Source organism: Bartonella sp. AA74HLJMH (genome assembly GCF_042197045.1).
Taxonomy (GTDB): Bacteria; Pseudomonadota; Alphaproteobacteria; order Rhizobiales; family Rhizobiaceae; genus Bartonella.
The window spans coordinates 262,095-279,233 of record NZ_JBHIRJ010000001.1 but is presented as its reverse complement, the minus strand read 5'-3'; the positions used below and the strand labels follow the sequence as shown (position 1 = coordinate 279,233).

Below are 17,139 nucleotides of genomic sequence, written 5' to 3'. Positions count from 1 at the left end.
ATTAAATAAAAATACTTATTATCCCCTAAAACGTCGCATCACCAACGATGCATTTGTCCCACCAAATCCAAAAGAATTAGAAAGAATCGTATCAATCTTTCGTTCACGCGGTTTGTGTGGTACAAGATCGATTTTTGTTTCAATCGATGGATTGTCAAGATTAAGTGTCGCTGGGGCTATATTATCCCGTATAGCTAAAATAGAAAAAATAGCCTCAGCAGCACCGGCTGCACCAAGTAAATGCCCGATAGATGATTTCGTTGATGACATAGAAACTTGTGGTGCATAACTCCCTAAAACACGCTCAACAGCCGCTAGCTCTATGGAATCAGCCATCGTAGATGTACCATGAGCATTAATATAATCAAGTTCACTTACATTCACTTGTGCACGCTTAAGAGCAGCTATCATACTACGCTGAGCCCCTTCACCACTTTCTGAAGGCGCTGTAATGTGGTAAGCGTCACCAGATAAACCATAGCCAATAACCTCAGCATAAATACGCGCTCCTCGTTTTTTGGCATGTTCCAGCTCTTCTAAAACAACAACAGCTGCTCCTTCCCCCATCACAAAACCATCACGATCAGTATCATAAGGACGTGACGCCCGTTCAGGATCATCATTGCGACAAGTGGAAAGAGCTCTACAAGCTGCAAAACCTGCAAGAGATATCCGATTTATTGGAGATTCGGTTCCCCCTGCCACCATGACATCTGCATCACCAAACATAATCAAACGTGCCGCATCACCAATCGCATGCGCCCCTGTTGAACAAGCCGTTACAACAGAATGATTAGGCCCCCGTAAACCATATTGAATAGACACATAACCAGAAGCAAGATTAATCAAACGACCTGGAATAAAAAAAGGAGAAACACGACGTGGGCCCTTATCACGAAGCGTATAACCAGCTTCAACAATACCCTCAACTCCCCCAATTCCCGAACCAATTAACACGCCTGTACAAATCTGATCTTCATCACTCTTAGGAAACCATTCGGCATCTGCAAGCGCTTGGTTAGCAGCAGCCATTGCATAAACAATAAATGCATCAACTTTACGTTGCTCTTTAGGTTCCATATACAAATCAGCATTATAAGTCCCCTCTGTTCCATCCCCTAAGGGGATACGCGCAGCAATCTGGCATGGCAAATCTGACACATCAAACTCTGTGATACGTCGGACACCACTTCTTCCTTCAAGAAGTCGCTTCCAACTATATTCAATATTACCAGCTAATGGAGATACCAATCCTAAACCAGTAACAACAACACGTCTCATAACTTCTAACCTTGAACTAAACTTCACCTCTCAAAGCTCTCTTTTCAAAAGAGCTCCGAAGAATATAGGCAAAAGCAATTTATGCCTTTGCCCTTTAGTAATCACGCAGAAGCTTTATCAATGAACTTGACTGCATCGCCAACTGTGAAAATCGTTTCAGCAGCTTCATCTGGAATTTCTACCCCAAACTCTTCTTCAAAAGCCATAACGAGTTCAACCGTATCAAGGCTATCAGCCCCTAGATCATCGATAAAGCTTGCATTTTCTACAACTTTATCAGCATTAACCCCAAGATGTTCCACGATAATTTTCTTAACGCGCTCTACTGTATCACTCATGTTGAAATCCTCGAATTTATATTTCCTATAATTTGGTTAACTATATCGGTTCATCTAATCAAGCAATAGATGCATTACTTTAAAAGATTTTAGTAATGATTTAAAACATCCTGTGGATATCCCCTACAAAATGAACCAATCTGACATTCCGACATCAATTGATCAACGACCATATTAAAGAAATAGATGCATCTATCCATTTCAATCGTTACTATCTAAAATAATACAACTCATAAATCAATGTGGAATAAAATAAATACTCAAATCATTGCCATTCCACCATTGATATGGAGTGTTTGACCTGTCGTATAGGCTGCTTCATCGCTTGCTAAATAAACAGCAGTAGCGGCTATTTCTTGCCCACTTCCCATACGTTTCATCGGAATCGCAGCCATAATGGCTTCTTTTTGCTTTTCATTAAGCTTGTCTGTCATTGCGGATTTAATAAATCCAGGAGCAATACAATTGACAGTGATGTTTCGCGAAGCAATTTCTTGTGCCAATGCTTTAGAAAAACCTATCAAGCCTGCTTTTGCAGCACAATAATTCGTTTGTCCAGGGTTTCCCACAACACCAACAACAGATGTAATGTTAATAATCCTTCCATAACGGCGGCGCATCATAGAATGTATTAATTCACGCGTCAAAAGAGAAGCAGCTGTTAGGTTAACTTCTAAAACATCATCCCAGTCTTTATCTTGCATACGCACAAAAAGACCATCCCTAGTGATTCCCGCATTGTTAACCAAAATATCGACGCCATCCATTTTTCTCTCTGCAACTTCAGCCAATTGTTTAATCGATTGGCGTTCAGAAAGATTAGCGGGAAATACAAAAACATTCTGCCCTAATTCTGCCGCCACTTCTCTGAGCTTTTCTTCACGTGTTCCATGAAGTCCAACAATAGCTCCTTGTGCATGAAAGCAGCGTGCAATTGCCTCACCAATTTCTCCCGAAGCCCCCGTTACAAGAGCTTTACGTCCTGTTAATCTAAACATTTTTAAACTCCTTATAGATTAAACGCCGAGCATACCTAGCGCTGATTCTATTTCATCAACTGTTCCAATGGTTACCCCCTTTATATCTTTGTTAATACGACGCGTTAAACCTGTTAATACTTTTCCAGAACCAACTTCAAAAAGCGTATCAACTCCATTAGCAGCGATCCATTCTATTGTTTCACGCCATCGCACCCTCCCAGTCACTTGTTGGACAAGAAGAGTAGTAATACGCTCTGGATTGCTCTCAGGTGCAACAGAAACATTGGCAATCAAAGGAACAATAGGGGACATTTTGTTAACAGTCAAAAGTGCTTTCTTCATGGCATCAGCAGCAGGTTGCATTAAAGATGAATGAAAAGGTGCAGAAACAGGAAGAAGAAGTGCACGTTTTGCACCTTTTGTTGATGCAATCTCTACCGCTGCCTCAACTGCTTTTGCTTTACCGGAAATAACAATTTGCCCACCACCATTATCATTAGCAATCTGACATAGTCCTTCTCCAGAAACAGTTTCACAAATTTCTTCCACAATGTGCTCTTCTAAACCAATTAATGCAGCCATAGAACCTTCACCAACCGCGACAGCAGCCTGCATAGCATTGCCACGAATACGCAAAAGTCTTGCCGTATCTGTGAGAGTAAATGTACCAGCAGCACAAAGAGCCGAATATTCGCCTAAAGAATGACCAGCAACAAACCTTACCTTTTCTTCTATACGAAGCCCTAATTGTTTCATCACACGAATGACAGCCATAGATACAGCCATTAATGCCGGTTGTGCATTTGCTGTTAACGTTAAAACATCTGCTGGTCCTTCAAAAATGATCTTTGATAATTTCTCACCCAAAGCATCATCAACTTCCTCGAAAACCATCCGTGCGACAATAAATTGCTCTGCAAGCGCTTTCCCCATACCAACAAGTTGACTCCCCTGCCCTGGAAAAATAAAAGCTGCACCCATTTATCAACTCCTAAAACTGTACAATTAAATTATTTTCTTTTGACCTTATTCATCCGCACAAATCAAGATAAAGCCCTTTATTTAAAACGAATACCACACTTAAAATTATATTTTAAAGGCGGAATTTGATATAAAAACTTAGGAAAATAAGGTGCTATAAACTGAATAACACCCAAACTTATGAGACTTCCTAAAATTGCCCCTGCTAAAATATCAAAGGGATAATGTACACCCACAAAGATGCGCGCCCAACAGATCAAACACAAAAATACGGTGGCAAATTTAAAAGTAACTTTGTATCGGTAAAAATAAAAGTTAGCTGCATAAGATGCAATGGTCAAGGCATGATTACTAGGAAAAGAAGCTGTTGCACGATGTTGAATAAGCGGTGTCGTCAGCCCTACCACGAATGGGCGAGGATGAAAATAAAAAAGAGAAATGAGATAACCTATGAAAAGAGATGCACAAATACTCATGCAAATGCTTAGCACAACACACCGTTCCCTCTCCCCACCACAAAACCACAACGCACAAAGATGGAGAGGAATAATATAAATTAAAAACTTTGCACAAAAAATACTAAACAAAACTACAATCGACCAAGCTTGATGATTGCCGACAAACATTTCAAAGAGTGTAACATCAATCTGGTTTAAAAAGTCCATTTTTCCCTCCTTTGCCTTTATATTACAGTATTATCTTTTTGTAGAAGAAGGAAATATATCAAGATTTAACAAATCAATTTTTTTATGTGCATAAACTTGCTATTTTAAAAGATAACCTGTAGATATGAAATATTCGTTGCCGGCACTTTAGCTGGAGGTTGAACGGAGGGCTGTAAAATATCAGTAGGAAATATAATGTTTCCGGCCTCCCGTATCTCCGCTCTGAGATGTCTCGAATTGTAAACGCGTCCTTTCTTCTTTGGATTTCCAAAAAAGACAAGTCGCAGAGGCTTTGCGCTAAAACCGGTGAAATTTAATTGAAGAAAGGCAAAACAATGGCTCTTTATGAACATATGTTCCTTGCCCGACAAGACATTGCACCGCAGCAAGTTGATGAACTTTTGAGTCTCTACAAAGGTGTCATTGAAGCGCATGGTGGAAAAGTTGGGCGTATAGAAAATTGGGGACTTCGTCCTCTTGCTTACCGTATTCGTAAAAACCGTAAAGCTTATTATGTCTTAGTCAATATTGATGCACCAGCTTCAGCAATTGCTGAAGTGGAGCGTCAGATGCGCATCAATGAGGATATTTTGCGTTATATGACCATTCGCGTAGAAAAACACGAAAAAGAAAAATCTGCTATGCTCTCACACCTTGATCGCAATAGTCACATTGGACATGATGAAGAGCGTCCCCGTTTTCCACGTCGTCAACGTGAAAATACTATAGAAGGGGTAGAATGATGACTGATACTAATCAAAACTCTGCACGTCGCCCCTTTCATCGTCGTCGTAAAACATGTCCTTTTTCAGGGACCAATGCTCCCAAAATTGATTATAAAGACATCAAGTTGTTACAACGTTATATTTCCGAACGTGGGAAAATTGTTCCTTCACGGATTACTGCTGTTAGTCAGAAAAAACAGCGTGAATTAGCTAATGCTATCAAACGTGCTCGCTTTTTAGGCTTACTTCCGTACGTTATAAAGTAAGCAATCAATACGCTATGCAACTGGAGAGTTTCTCCAGTTGCTTTTCTTATATGGTTAAAAAATAGCTTGTTGTATCCTATGTTAAGCTATTAAATGTCAAAGTTGGGGTATTGACACGCCTCTAACTGCAGAAAGCAGGACAGCAATAAATGAAAAAAAATCGTACTTATGAGATATTAACCGGTATTTTGGCAGGATTATTTGCTGTTGTGATAGGACTGGCAATCATCAGTGTTGCAAATATCGCGCCCTTTTTTTCTCTTCTTCTTGGCTGCTTTCTTTCATTGCCAATTTTTATTGTTGCGTTCGGTCAAGGAACATTAGCCAGTCTCATCGCCCTCATAAGTGCCACTGTTGTTCTTAGCATAACCACTAATACCTATATTGCTCTTGGCTTTATGTTCTTATTTTTCCTTCCTGCTGTCTATGCTTCTTGGCTTCTTGGGCTTGCACGACCAGCGCAAAAAGAAAACGAACTGATATGGTATCCATTATCATCGGTTATTTTTCATTTAACTAATTTTATCGCTCTTATAGCAACTTTCATTGGGCTCTATGTTCAAACACGTCCTTCCACACCCATCGTTGCAAAAAAAATCACCGAAAACATAGCACAAACTCTGCAACAAACACAGTCAATAAAAGAAGCCGATATACGCGCTTTTAATGAGCTTTTAATGACGCATACAGCAACTTTTACTGCTTTTTCTTTGACTATTTATAGTTTGGTTTTTCTCATTGGTAACCTTTACTTTTCCATGATAGCAGCACAACATATGAAATGGCTGAAAAGACCCCGTGATGATTGGAGCCAAACTCTCCGCCTTCCAATTTCTGGAATTATTATTTTTATTATTGTTTGCATAGCATCGATGATTGAGTTGAGCGCTTCTCTTAACTTGAGTACCCTTGCCTTTAGTACTGCATACACTGTCATCATATTAATTAGCGGTCTAGCATATCTTCACAATATTACAAAAGGGGTAAACGGTCGGATTATTATACTTTCTCTTGTTTATATTGCTATTTTTACAGTCGTTTTTACTCCACCTATTGTTTTCATGATGCTTTTGATGGGAATTTGGGCTGCTATTCAATACAATTTTCAATCACGCAAAAAACTCCACTAAATTTATTTGTTCGAAAGGAAAAACTATGGATATTATTTTACTTGAGCGCATTCCTCGTCTTGGTCAGATGGGTGATATTGTCTCAGTTAAAGATGGTTATGCGCGTAATTTTCTCTTGCCTCAAGGTAAAGCTTTACGCGCAAATGAAGCTAATAAAAAACATTTTGAGGTACAACGTGCACAACTTGAAGCACGTAATCTTGAACGCAAAAGCGAAGCGCAAAAAATTGCTGAAAAACTTGATGGACAATCATTCATTGTTGTTCGTTCTGCTGGTGAAACAGGACAACTTTATGGTTCTGTGTCAACACGTGATATTGCTGAAATTATAACAGATGAAGGCTTTTCTATTGGGAGAAATCAAATCGAACTTAATCATCCAATAAAAATGATCGGTCTTCACACTATCACTCTTAGTTTACATCCAGAGGTTCAAATTTCTGTGATTATTAATGTTGCGCGTTCTACCAGTGAAGCACAACGCCAAGCAGAAGGTGAAACTCTCACTTCGGCTAAAGAAATATATAATATTCAAGAAGAATTATTAGAAGAAAGTCAGGAAGAATTATTGGCAGAAGAAATTAATGACAACGATATAAACAGTTCTCATCAAGAAGCTTAATTTCTATTTTTTCTTTCTGTTTTATATTTTTTATTCCATTTTAAATATCGATCATAAAATACTCACACTTTAAAAGTGAGTATTTTATGGCTATCGTACATAAAGAACCTAATTTTTATGAAAGAATTAGAAATATACTATTTAAAGGCGTTACATGCCGAGAATAATAATATCACTAAGAGGAAATGTCTTTTGTTTTCCAGCATATAAAGCAAAAATAATTTAAAGTTCTACCCTTAAGGCTAAAGTTTGTATGAGCGTTAAGTTGATTATATCCTCACATGATCTGAAATAATTTCAGTTATAAAAAAATAATTCTACTTACACAGATATTGGAATTTTAAGGTTAAGTAACTTAAAAATACTTAAATTTAGAGTAGTAAAACTTCCACTTTAAAATCACATATTATAAAATAAAATAGATAGATGTTATATAAATAATACACAAATGATAAATGAGGAACGAAAAGAGAGTTTTAAAAAATTATATAATTTTAACTTAAAATGAAGATTTGTCGCTCTATTCTTTTAATTATACGATTTTCAATTTATCGCCTAAAGTAGCTAGACTTAGAATTTTAGTGGAAAAATATTATGGAAGAAACTAACGTTGTTAATGTCAGCTCTTCAAAGAAAGAGGATTCTCCTTCTTTTCGGCAACTTCCGCATAATATTGAAGCTGAACAGGCATTGCTTGGTGCCATCTTTATCAACAATGATTCTCTTGACCGCGTTTCAGATTTTTTAAAACCAGAACATTTTTTTGAACCATTGCATCAAAAAATTTATCATGTTTTATCTCACCTTATTAAAATAGGAAAACGTGTAGATCCAGTTACAATCAAGCCCTATATCCAAATGGAAGAAAAAATTGGAGATATTACTGTATACCAATATGTTGTTCGCTTAGCCACAGAGGCAGTCACTATTATTAACGCTGAAGATTATGGACGCGTCATTTACGATCTTTTTATCCGCCGGTCTTTGATTAACCTTGGAACTCAAGTCGTCAATACAGCCTTTGATGCTCCTGTAGAACTCACGCCTACCCAACAAATTGAAACTGTTGAAAATCAGTTATTTGAGCTAGCAGAAAAAGGGAAATATGGAGGTGGATTTGAAAATTTTAATGAGGCTATTAAAAAAGCTATCGATATGGCAAGTGCTGCGAAAAAGCGCTCTTCACAATTATCAGGGATAGCCACCCATATTAAAACACTTGATGAAAAAATGGGAGGATTACAAGCATCTGACTTAATTATCCTTGCGGGCCGCCCTGGTATGGGTAAAACCTCACTGGCTACCAATATTGCCTTTAATATTGCTAATGCTTATAATCGTAATGCCAATATCCAAGAAAATGAAGGCGGCATTGTGGGATTCTTCTCACTTGAGATGTCATCCGAACAGCTTGCAACCCGTATTATTTCTGAACAAACAGAAGTCTCTTCTTCTGATATTCGGCGTGGCAATATTTCAGATGAACAATTTTCAAAAATTATTCGTGCGGTGAACCAACTACAAAAGGCACCACTTTATATTGATCAAACTGGGGGAATATCAATTACGCAATTAGCTGCTCGTGCGCGGCGTCTCAAGCGGCAACATGGTTTAGATATCTTGTTTATTGACTATATCCAACTCATGACAAGCAGTTCAAAGCGTTCATCAGAAAATCGTGTTCAAGAGATCACAGAAATTACCACAGGATTAAAAGCATTAGCAAAAGAATTGAATATTCCTATTATCGCTCTCTCTCAACTTTCTCGTCAAGTAGAAAATAGAACAGATAAACGTCCACAGCTCTCAGATTTACGTGAATCTGGTTCAATTGAGCAAGATGCCGATATCGTTCTGTTTGTCTATCGCGAAGAATATTATCTCAAAAATGAAGAACCAAAACTAGGTAGCTTGGAACATACGAAATGGCAAGAAATAATGGATAAAGCTTTTGGAAAAGCTGACGTTATTATTGCAAAACAGCGCCATGGGCCGACAGGAATCGTGCCCCTTGCCTTTCAATCTGATTTCACACGCTTTAGTGATCTGGCCGATAGCAATTACCTTCCAGAGCAAATTGGTTAAATCGACATGGCGCGTAATCGTATTCAATTTATCTGTCAAAATTGCGGAACCATCCATTCCCGTTGGGCAGGAAAATGTAGCGCTTGTGGGGAATGGAATTCCCTTATCGAAGAAACTATAAATAGCGGCATAGGAAGTGGTCCTAAGCAAAATGCTCGTAAAGGACGCATTGTCACACTCACATCTCTTTCTGGAAATATCGAAGATGCTCCACGTATTCATTCTGGTATTGCTGAACTTGATCGTGTTACCGGTGGGGGCTTTGTCCGTGGATCAGCACTCCTTGTTGGAGGTGATCCGGGTATTGGTAAATCAACATTGCTGACACAAACAGCCGCTGCTTTATCACGTAAAGGATATAATGTCATCTATGTTTCAGGTGAAGAGGCTATTGCGCAAATTTGTCTGCGCGCACAAAGGCTTGAAGCTAACAATACAGAAGTGAAACTTGCTGCTGAAACCAATGTTGAAGATATCCTGGCAACCTTAAGCGAACATAAAAACCTTGATATGGTGATTATCGATTCGATTCAAACCCTATGGTCAGATACAGCAGATTCAGCACCTGGCACTGTCACACAAGTACGTATCGGTGCTCAGGCAATGATCCGCTTTGCCAAGAAAACAGGAGCCGCCGTTGTTCTTGTTGGGCATGTTACAAAAGATGGACAAATTGCTGGTCCTCGAGTCGTTGAACATATGGTTGATGGCGTTCTCTATTTTGAGGGTGAAGGAGGACATCATTATCGCATTCTTAGAACTGTAAAAAATCGCTTCGGACCAACAGATGAAATTGGTGTCTTTGAAATGTCTGATAAAGGATTACGCGAAGTGATAAATCCATCTGAATTATTTTTAGGGGAACGTAATGAAAAAGCACCAGGCGCTGCTGTTTTTGCAGGAATGGAAGGGACACGCCCGATACTCGTAGAAATTCAAGCGCTTGTTGCTCCTTCTTCCCTTGGGACACCAAGACGTGCGGTTGTCGGATGGGATGGAAATCGCCTTTCTATGATTCTTGCCGTTTTAGAAGCTCATTGTGGCATTCGTTTTGGACAGCATGATGTCTATCTGAACGTGGCAGGTGGATATCGCATATCAGAACCTGCTGCTGATTTAGCTGTAGCCGCTGCTTTGGTATCTTCTCTTGCCAATATCGCATTGCCAACGGATTATGTATATTTTGGTGAAGTCAGTCTTTCAGGAGCTACCCGCGCTGTTGCACATTCAGCACAGCGCATCAATGAAGCAAAAAAACTCGGCTTTCAAGGAGCCTTTCACCCCACAACAACAACCGAAATGATGAAGTCGCTCAACTTTCAACAAAAAACTTTCTCCGACCTTCCCGAACTCGTTGCTACTCTTACCGTAAGTAAAAAATGATCTGCACCACAGATATGATAATATAGAAAAAACTCTATAAAATACAAAAGATCCTTGCTATAAGAACAAAAAATGGCATAACAAAAAATATATTTGCACACAGACTTAAAAGAACACAACTTTATGTATAAGGAACAAACAAATGATCATAACAATCCTTGATGGAATTGTCGTAGTAATCATCCTGTTGTCCGCTTTTCTTGCTATGCTTCGAGGATTTTCACGTGAAGTGTTATCGTTGATTTCTTGGGCAGTTGCAGCTGTTACGACACTGTTTTTATTCAAACCTGTCTTACCTTTCTTTGAACAATATCTCTCTAATAAAATGATTGCATTGATCACAACATTGGTCACAATTTTTATTATTGTTCTCATTATTACTTCAATTATTACAATGAAGATCTCTGATTTTATTATTGATAGTCGAATTGGTATCCTTGACCGTGCTATTGGTTTTATTTTTGGAGCACTTCGTGGTTTACTTATCATGGTCATCGGTATGTTACTGCTTAATGCACTGATTAAACCCGAGCTTCAAGCGAATTGGTTAAAAAATGCAAAAACAAGGCCTATTTTAGATTCATTAGGACAAAAAGTTTGGGAAATACTCCCCAAAGATATTGGATCTGTTCTCGAAAAGACGGAAAATTTGTTTAAAGACAGCAATAAACATACGTATGAGCAACACTCTCATGAAAAGATAATTTTCAAAAAATAGAGAATAGTTTTTCATGAGGAAAGAGAACTAAATGATGTAAAATGTGATATTAATGATTCCTCCATATCACAACTGAAAGAATATGATGATAAAAAGCGATGTTTTCTGTCAAGAATTTTCATTAGATGATGATACCCTTCATGAAGAATGTGGAGTTTTTGGTATTCTTGGGCATGAAGATGCTGCAACATTAACAGCTCTTGGACTCCACGCACTTCAGCATCGTGGGCAAGAAGCAGCTGGGATTGTTTCTTACCATAATAAAATATTTCATCAAGAAAAGCATTTAGGTCTTGTTGGCGATCACTATACAAACCCTGCAACACTTGCCCGCTTACCAGGAAATCGTGCTATTGGACATACCCGTTATTCAACAACTGGAGAAGTGGCATTACGCAATGTTCAACCCCTTTTTGCTGAATTGAAAGTTGGAGGTATTGCTATTGCGCATAATGGTAATCTTACCAATGGTCTCACATTACGCCGTGAACTCATCGCTTCTGGTGCTATCTGTCAATCAACGTCAGATTCAGAAGTTTTTCTCCATCTTATCGCCCGCTCACGTTATGAATCGTCCTCTGATCGTTTTGTTGATGCGATTCGGCAAGTAGAAGGTGGGTATGCTATGTTAGCGCTCACACGTACAAAGCTTATTGCGGCACGCGATCCAACAGGAATTAGACCTCTCGTGATGGGGGAACTTGATGGTAAGCCTATCTTTTGTTCTGAAACTTGTGCTCTTGATATTATTGGAGCAAAATATGTCCGTGATGTTAAAAATGGAGAAATCATCATATGTGAAATACAAAAAAATGGGGAAATTACGAAAAAAATTATAAAACCAGAAAATGAGACACCAGAAAAGCTTTGTTTATTTGAATATGTTTATTTTGCCCGCCCGGACTCAATCGTTGGAGGGCGTAGTGTTTATACAACACGTAAAAATATGGGAATTCGTTTAGCACAAGAAGCCCCCTGTAAGGGTGATGTTGTGGTTCCTGTTCCTGACGGAGGAACACCTGCCGCAATTGGCTATGCACAAGAAATTGGAATTCCCTTCGAGCTTGGTATTATTCGTAATCACTATGTTGGCCGCACTTTTATCGAACCAACACAACAAATTCGCGCTTTTGGCGTCAAGTTAAAACATTCGGCAAACCGTCCTGTGATTGAAGGAAAACGTGTTATTCTGGTTGATGACTCTATTGTGCGTGGAACAACATCCCTTAAAATTGTACGAATGCTTCGCGATGCAGGAGCAAAAGAAGTTCATATGCGCATTTCTAGCCCTATGATTTTTTATCCTGACTTTTATGGTATTGATACACCTAAAGCTGAAAACCTTTTAGCAAATCAATATCCAGATTTAAAATCTATGTGTGATTTTATTGGAGCGGATTCATTAGAATTTCTTTCAACGGATGGATTATATCTTGCTGTAGCAGGGGAAAAACGGAATAACGCCGATCCACAATTTACTGACCATTATTTTACTGGATATTATCCTACGCATCTGGTTGATCAAGAAAATCTCTCCAAAATTCATCAATCATCTGTTCTTAAAACAAGAGATTAATGATGACAAAACGTGACTTTAGTCTCCATGGGCGTGTTGCACTTGTTACTGGCGCATCAAGAGGGATTGGCTATTATTTGGCACTCGAGCTTGCTGCACGCGGCGCTCATATTATTGCTCTTGCACGAACAGTCAGTGGACTTACTGAATTAGATAATCAAATCCGAGAAAAAGGAGCTCATGCAACCCTTGTTCCCCTTGACTTGCATCATATGGAAAACATCGATACCCTTGCTATCTCAATTGCCAAACGCTGGAAAAAACTTGATATTATCGTTGCAAACGCAGGAATTCTTGGAACACTCTCACCAATAGCGCATATAGAAAACACGGTATTTGAAGATGTTTTTCAAATAAATCTTTTCAGCCAATGGCGCTTAATGAAAGCCGTTGAGCCTTTATTACGTGAATCTGATGCTGGACGAGCCATCCTGTTATCCTCAAGCGTTGCGCATGCTGCGCGCCCTTTCTGGGGAGCTTATGCAGCCTCTAAAGCGGCTTTAGAGGTGATTGCCCGCTGTTGGGCAGAAGAACTCAAACAAACCCCTATTAAGATTAATTGTGTCAACCCGGGTGCCACACGCACTGCCATGCGCGCTGAAGCTATGCCCGGTGAAGATCCACAAACTCTTCCTTCACCACAAGAGGTTGCAAAAAAGATAGTCCATTTGTTATCACCTGATTTAAAGGAAACTGGAAAACTCTTTAATGTCCATAAAAATCGGTTTGTAGATTATCATGTACCTGATTGATCATCATATGAGAAGTAAATCGTTTGACTCTCTCTTTTTCCTGTGCTTTTCGACAGAAGAATGAAGCACTTTATAATTCTTGGATAGCTTTAGCATCAGCCTTTTTCTCTTCTAAAGTAGCACGTTTATTATAAGCGATAAAACTACAAGGGAGAAAAATCATATAGCTAACAGCTGTAATCAATAAAGTTTCCCATGTGTAAGTCGCAAGAAAACCGACATAAATAACAATGACCAACATGCAAGGTATAACGATATCGCGCCTTAAATTTTGATCAATTGTTTTTGCATTCCATACCGGTAAACGACTAATCAAAAGAAAAGCAATAATTACAGTATAAAGACTAAAAAATAATGCCCACCCCCAATTGGGGACCAAACCAAGAGTGCCTAAATAGGTAGGCAATAAAAGTAATAATGCTCCTGCTGGTGCTGGAACACCAACAAAATAACTTCTCTGCCACTTAGGTATATTGGGGTTATCTAACATCACATTAAAACGTGCTAATCGCAAACAACAAGCAACACAATAAACAAGGGCAGCAACCCACCCAATATGATTCGCTTGATTCAAGATAAAAGAATAAACAATGAGTGCAGGGGTAACACCAAAATTTATAACATCAGCAAGAGAATCCATCTGTGCCCCAAAAGATGAACTACCATCTATTAAACGGGCAATGCGACCATCAGCACCATCTAAAACTGCGGCCAAAAGCACCATTAAAATAGCAGCTTCATAGCGATGTTCAAAAGCCAAACGAATGCTGCTCATCCCTGCACAAATTGCTAAAATAGTAATGATATTAGGAATGACATACCGCATTGATGTAGGTGAACGCCGCCGATTTGCAACATCATCATGCTGCCCCTCAGGATTGAATGAAGAAAATGGCGAAAAATTTTTCATTGTGAGTCCTAATCGTATCTGAAGTCCGTTGTGGCACTCTTATCATCAAAAGAACCCAAAACTGTTTCTCCAGCAATTGCTGTCTGTCCAACTGCAACACGCAATTTCATTTCAGTTGGTATATAAACATCAAGGCGAGAACCAAAACGAATCAATCCAAATCGCTCACCAGTCATAACGGCATCGTTTTCTTTTGACCAGCAAACAATCCGGCGCGCAACCATTCCCGCTATTTGTACGACACCAATTTTACCATGTTTGCTATCAATTACCACCCCATTACGCTCATTAAACTGACTAGCTTTATCAAAGTCAGCATTGGTAAATCGACCTGGATGATAAACGATAGACTCTACTGTACCACTGATAGGAATACGATTAATATGGCATGAAAAAACATCCATAAAAATGGAAATACGGATCATTTCATCTTTCCCTAATCCTAATTCTTCAGGTGGAACACATGATTCCACAAATGAAATACGCCCATCTGCAGGCGACATAACCCAATTTGAATTCAAAGGGATCACACGATCTGGATCACGGAAAAAGTATACACACCACACCGTGAGAACGAGACCAAACCAAAACAACGGACTCCATATCCAACCAAGAATGAGCGAAATAACAAAAAACGCTACAATAAAAGGATAACCTTCTTTATGAACCGTTACAAAGCTATTATGGAAAGATTGCAGAATACTCATATAATTTCCTATTCATCGTAAACTTAAACAAGCAACAAAGCTTTTTGTTCCTCTTGTGTCTTTTTATGTATTTAATCAATCACTCCATATAAAGATATAGATTACATTTTGCTCTATTTATTTTTTACGATTAACAACACTCGTCTCATCTTCTTCACGCATTTTACGTAATTTTTCTTCTGCTTGCGATGCTTCAAGCTGCTTATTCCACATTGAAGCATAGAGACCTTTCTTGCGTAAAAGCTCTGTATGCGTCCCATTTTCAATAATACGACCACTTTTAAGAACTAAAATTTCATCCGCATTGATAACAGTAGAAAGACGGTGCGCAATAATCAATGTTGTACGTCCACGGCTTACAATATCCAATGCTTGTTGAATTTCCTGTTCCGTCGCCGTATCAAGAGCCGCCGTTGCTTCATCTAGAATAAGAAGTGGAGGAGCTTTTAAAAGTGTCCGTGCAATAGCCACGCGTTGTTTTTCACCACCTGATAATTTGAGACCTCGCTCTCCTACCATAGACTGAAAACCTTCCGGTAAAATTTCAATAAATTTTGATATTTGTGCCATTTCAGCAGCTTTGCGCATCTCTTCATCTGTAGCACTTGGACGCCCATAGCAAATATTATAGGCAATTGTATCATTAAATAACACCGTATCTTGTGGGACCATGCCAATCGCTTCACGCAAACTCTTTTGTGTTACGTCACGAATATCCTGCCCATCAATTGTGATAGAGCCTGCATCAACATCATAAAACCGAAAAAGCAACCGAGAAATAGTAGATTTACCGGCACCTGATGGACCGACAATAGCGACTGTTTTTCCTCCAGGAACTTCAAAATCAATATCTCTGAGAATCTGACGTCTCGAATCATAGGAAAACTTTACCTGATGAAAACAAATGGTCCCATCGCTTATCTCTAACGGTTTAGCATCCGATTTATCAACGATCTCTTTCTGAACATCTAAAAGATCAAACATTGCTTCAATATCCGTTAAACCTTGTCGAATATCACGATACATTGAACCAATAAAATTTAGTGGAATGGAAAGTTGCATTAAAAGCGCATTAATAAAAACAAAATCTCCTAAAGTTTGTGTCTTATAAAAAACTTCATAAGCTGACATCAGCATCATGATCGTCATTCCAATACCAAAGATAAGAGTCTGACCAAAATTAAGCCAGCTTAAAGATGTCCAAATCTTTGTTGCGGCTTTTTCATAACCTACCATAGAAGCATCAAAACGATCGGCTTCTAGAGTTTCATTACCAAAATATTTGACCGTTTCAAAATTCAAAAGAGAATCAACAGCGCGAGTATTCGCCTCAGTATCCGCTGTATTCATTTTTTGCCGAATACGAATACGCCAATCACTCGCCTTAATGGTAAACAAGATATATAATCCAACCGTTGCAACAACGATGAGAAGATAATGCCACCCATAACTTATGTAAAATACCAGTGCCGTTAATATAAATTCTAAAACTGTCGGTACTGTACTAAGAATTGAAAATCTTACGATCGCTTCAATTCCTTTTGTTCCACGCTCAATCACACGAGAAAGCCCACCTGTTCGGCGTTCCAAATGAAATCGCAAAGATAACTCATGCATATGTACAAAGGTTTTATAAGCTAATTGACGAACAGCATATTGACCAACAGTGGCAAACAGGGAATCGCGTAATTGATTTAATCCAGCCTGCATAATACGCGCGACATTGTATGCCAAAACGAGCATGATGGGAATAATCCAACTGGATGGGAACCATTCAGGTAGCTGAAAGCTTGAATCAAGCACATTCGTAGAATATTTAAATAAATACGGTACAGATATGAGAACGAGCTTAGCCAAAACAAGATAAAATATTGCCCATAGCACACGCATTTTTAGATCACGCCGACCTACCGGCCACATATAGGGCCATAAATTGTAAAGTGTGTGCAGAGTCTTCCCTGTATCTGATGATACAGTTTTTGTCATTTCATTGCGTTTCATAAAGTCCTTACTTCTCTAT

Annotated in this window: 17 protein-coding genes; 9 read left to right on the top strand and 8 right to left on the bottom strand. The window is 38.8% G+C overall.

Annotation, left to right across the window (positions count from 1 at the left end; genetic code table 11):
- Nucleotides 1–18: 18 nt before the first annotated feature.
- The 5 genes from fabF to ACFINH_RS01100 form a co-directional block, all read right to left on the bottom strand.
- Nucleotides 19–1,281 carry a beta-ketoacyl-ACP synthase II gene (fabF, locus tag ACFINH_RS01120; RefSeq protein ID WP_375631722.1) on the bottom strand — a complete coding sequence of 421 codons (1,263 nt, stop codon included), beginning with the start codon at nt 1,279–1,281 and terminating at the stop codon, nt 19–21.
- A 101-nt stretch (nt 1,282–1,382) separates the two neighbouring features.
- A complete protein-coding gene (locus tag ACFINH_RS01115) occupies nt 1,383–1,619 on the bottom strand; it encodes an acyl carrier protein (RefSeq protein WP_004860281.1) in 237 nt (78 codons plus the stop codon).
- Nucleotides 1,620–1,879: 260 nt separating this feature from the next.
- Complete coding sequence (gene fabG, locus ACFINH_RS01110; protein ID WP_375631720.1) at nt 1,880–2,617, bottom strand: 3-oxoacyl-[acyl-carrier-protein] reductase; 738 nt, start codon at nt 2,615–2,617, stop codon at nt 1,880–1,882.
- 18 nt (nt 2,618–2,635) lie between these two features.
- Nucleotides 2,636–3,580 carry an ACP S-malonyltransferase gene (gene fabD / locus ACFINH_RS01105; protein WP_375612933.1) on the bottom strand — a complete coding sequence of 315 codons (945 nt, stop codon included), beginning with the start codon at nt 3,578–3,580 and terminating at the stop codon, nt 2,636–2,638.
- 77 nt (nt 3,581–3,657) lie between these two features.
- On the bottom strand, nt 3,658–4,245 hold the full coding sequence (locus ACFINH_RS01100) for an undecaprenyl-diphosphatase (RefSeq protein WP_375631718.1): 588 nt from the start codon (nt 4,243–4,245) through the stop codon (nt 3,658–3,660).
- A 335-nt stretch (nt 4,246–4,580) separates the two neighbouring features.
- Here ACFINH_RS01100 and rpsF point away from each other — a divergent pair, with 335 nt between their 5' ends.
- The 9 genes from rpsF to ACFINH_RS01055 all read left to right on the top strand — a co-directional run bounded on the left by rpsF (nt 4,581) and on the right by ACFINH_RS01055 (nt 13,502).
- A complete protein-coding gene (gene rpsF / locus ACFINH_RS01095; RefSeq protein WP_375612935.1) occupies nt 4,581–4,988 on the top strand; it encodes a 30S ribosomal protein S6 in 408 nt (135 codons plus the stop codon).
- Nucleotides 4,988–5,236, top strand: coding sequence for a 30S ribosomal protein S18 (rpsR, locus tag ACFINH_RS01090; protein WP_012754957.1), 249 nt, complete (start codon nt 4,988–4,990; stop codon nt 5,234–5,236). The genes rpsF and rpsR overlap by 1 nt, the downstream gene beginning before the upstream one ends.
- A gap of 149 nt (nt 5,237–5,385) precedes the next feature.
- Nucleotides 5,386–6,366 (top strand): hypothetical protein, encoded by a 981-nt coding sequence (locus tag ACFINH_RS01085; RefSeq protein ID WP_375631716.1) that lies wholly within the window; start codon nt 5,386–5,388, stop codon nt 6,364–6,366.
- A 25-nt stretch (nt 6,367–6,391) separates the two neighbouring features.
- Complete coding sequence (rplI, locus tag ACFINH_RS01080) at nt 6,392–6,988, top strand: 50S ribosomal protein L9 (RefSeq protein ID WP_273791080.1); 597 nt, start codon at nt 6,392–6,394, stop codon at nt 6,986–6,988.
- A 594-nt stretch (nt 6,989–7,582) separates the two neighbouring features.
- A complete protein-coding gene (locus ACFINH_RS01075) occupies nt 7,583–9,073 on the top strand; it encodes a replicative DNA helicase (protein ID WP_375610161.1) in 1,491 nt (496 codons plus the stop codon).
- A 6-nt stretch (nt 9,074–9,079) separates the two neighbouring features.
- Nucleotides 9,080–10,456: a DNA repair protein RadA gene (gene radA / locus ACFINH_RS01070; RefSeq protein WP_375612937.1), complete on the top strand. Its 1,377-nt coding sequence runs from the start codon at nt 9,080–9,082 to the stop codon at nt 10,454–10,456.
- Between the two features lie 142 nt (nt 10,457–10,598).
- Entirely contained in the window at nt 10,599–11,174 is a 576-nt protein-coding gene (locus ACFINH_RS01065) for a CvpA family protein (RefSeq protein WP_375629260.1), read from the top strand.
- 82 nt (nt 11,175–11,256) lie between these two features.
- A complete protein-coding gene (purF, locus tag ACFINH_RS01060) occupies nt 11,257–12,750 on the top strand; it encodes an amidophosphoribosyltransferase (protein WP_375631714.1) in 1,494 nt (497 codons plus the stop codon).
- Between the two features lie 2 nt (nt 12,751–12,752).
- Complete coding sequence (locus tag ACFINH_RS01055) at nt 12,753–13,502, top strand: SDR family NAD(P)-dependent oxidoreductase (RefSeq protein ID WP_375620812.1); 750 nt, start codon at nt 12,753–12,755, stop codon at nt 13,500–13,502.
- A gap of 70 nt (nt 13,503–13,572) precedes the next feature.
- Here the strand turns inward: ACFINH_RS01055 and pssA are convergent, their stop codons facing one another.
- The 3 genes from pssA to ACFINH_RS01040 form a co-directional block, all read right to left on the bottom strand.
- Entirely contained in the window at nt 13,573–14,412 is an 840-nt protein-coding gene (gene pssA, locus ACFINH_RS01050) for a CDP-diacylglycerol--serine O-phosphatidyltransferase (RefSeq protein ID WP_375611225.1), read from the bottom strand.
- Between the two features lie 8 nt (nt 14,413–14,420).
- Nucleotides 14,421–15,119: a phosphatidylserine decarboxylase gene (locus ACFINH_RS01045; RefSeq protein ID WP_375612939.1), complete on the bottom strand. Its 699-nt coding sequence runs from the start codon at nt 15,117–15,119 to the stop codon at nt 14,421–14,423.
- 117 nt (nt 15,120–15,236) lie between these two features.
- Nucleotides 15,237–17,120, bottom strand: a complete 1,884-nt coding sequence (locus tag ACFINH_RS01040) for an ABCB family ABC transporter ATP-binding protein/permease (protein ID WP_375612940.1) — start codon at nt 17,118–17,120, stop codon at nt 15,237–15,239.
- Between the last annotated feature and the right edge of the window lie 19 nt (nt 17,121–17,139).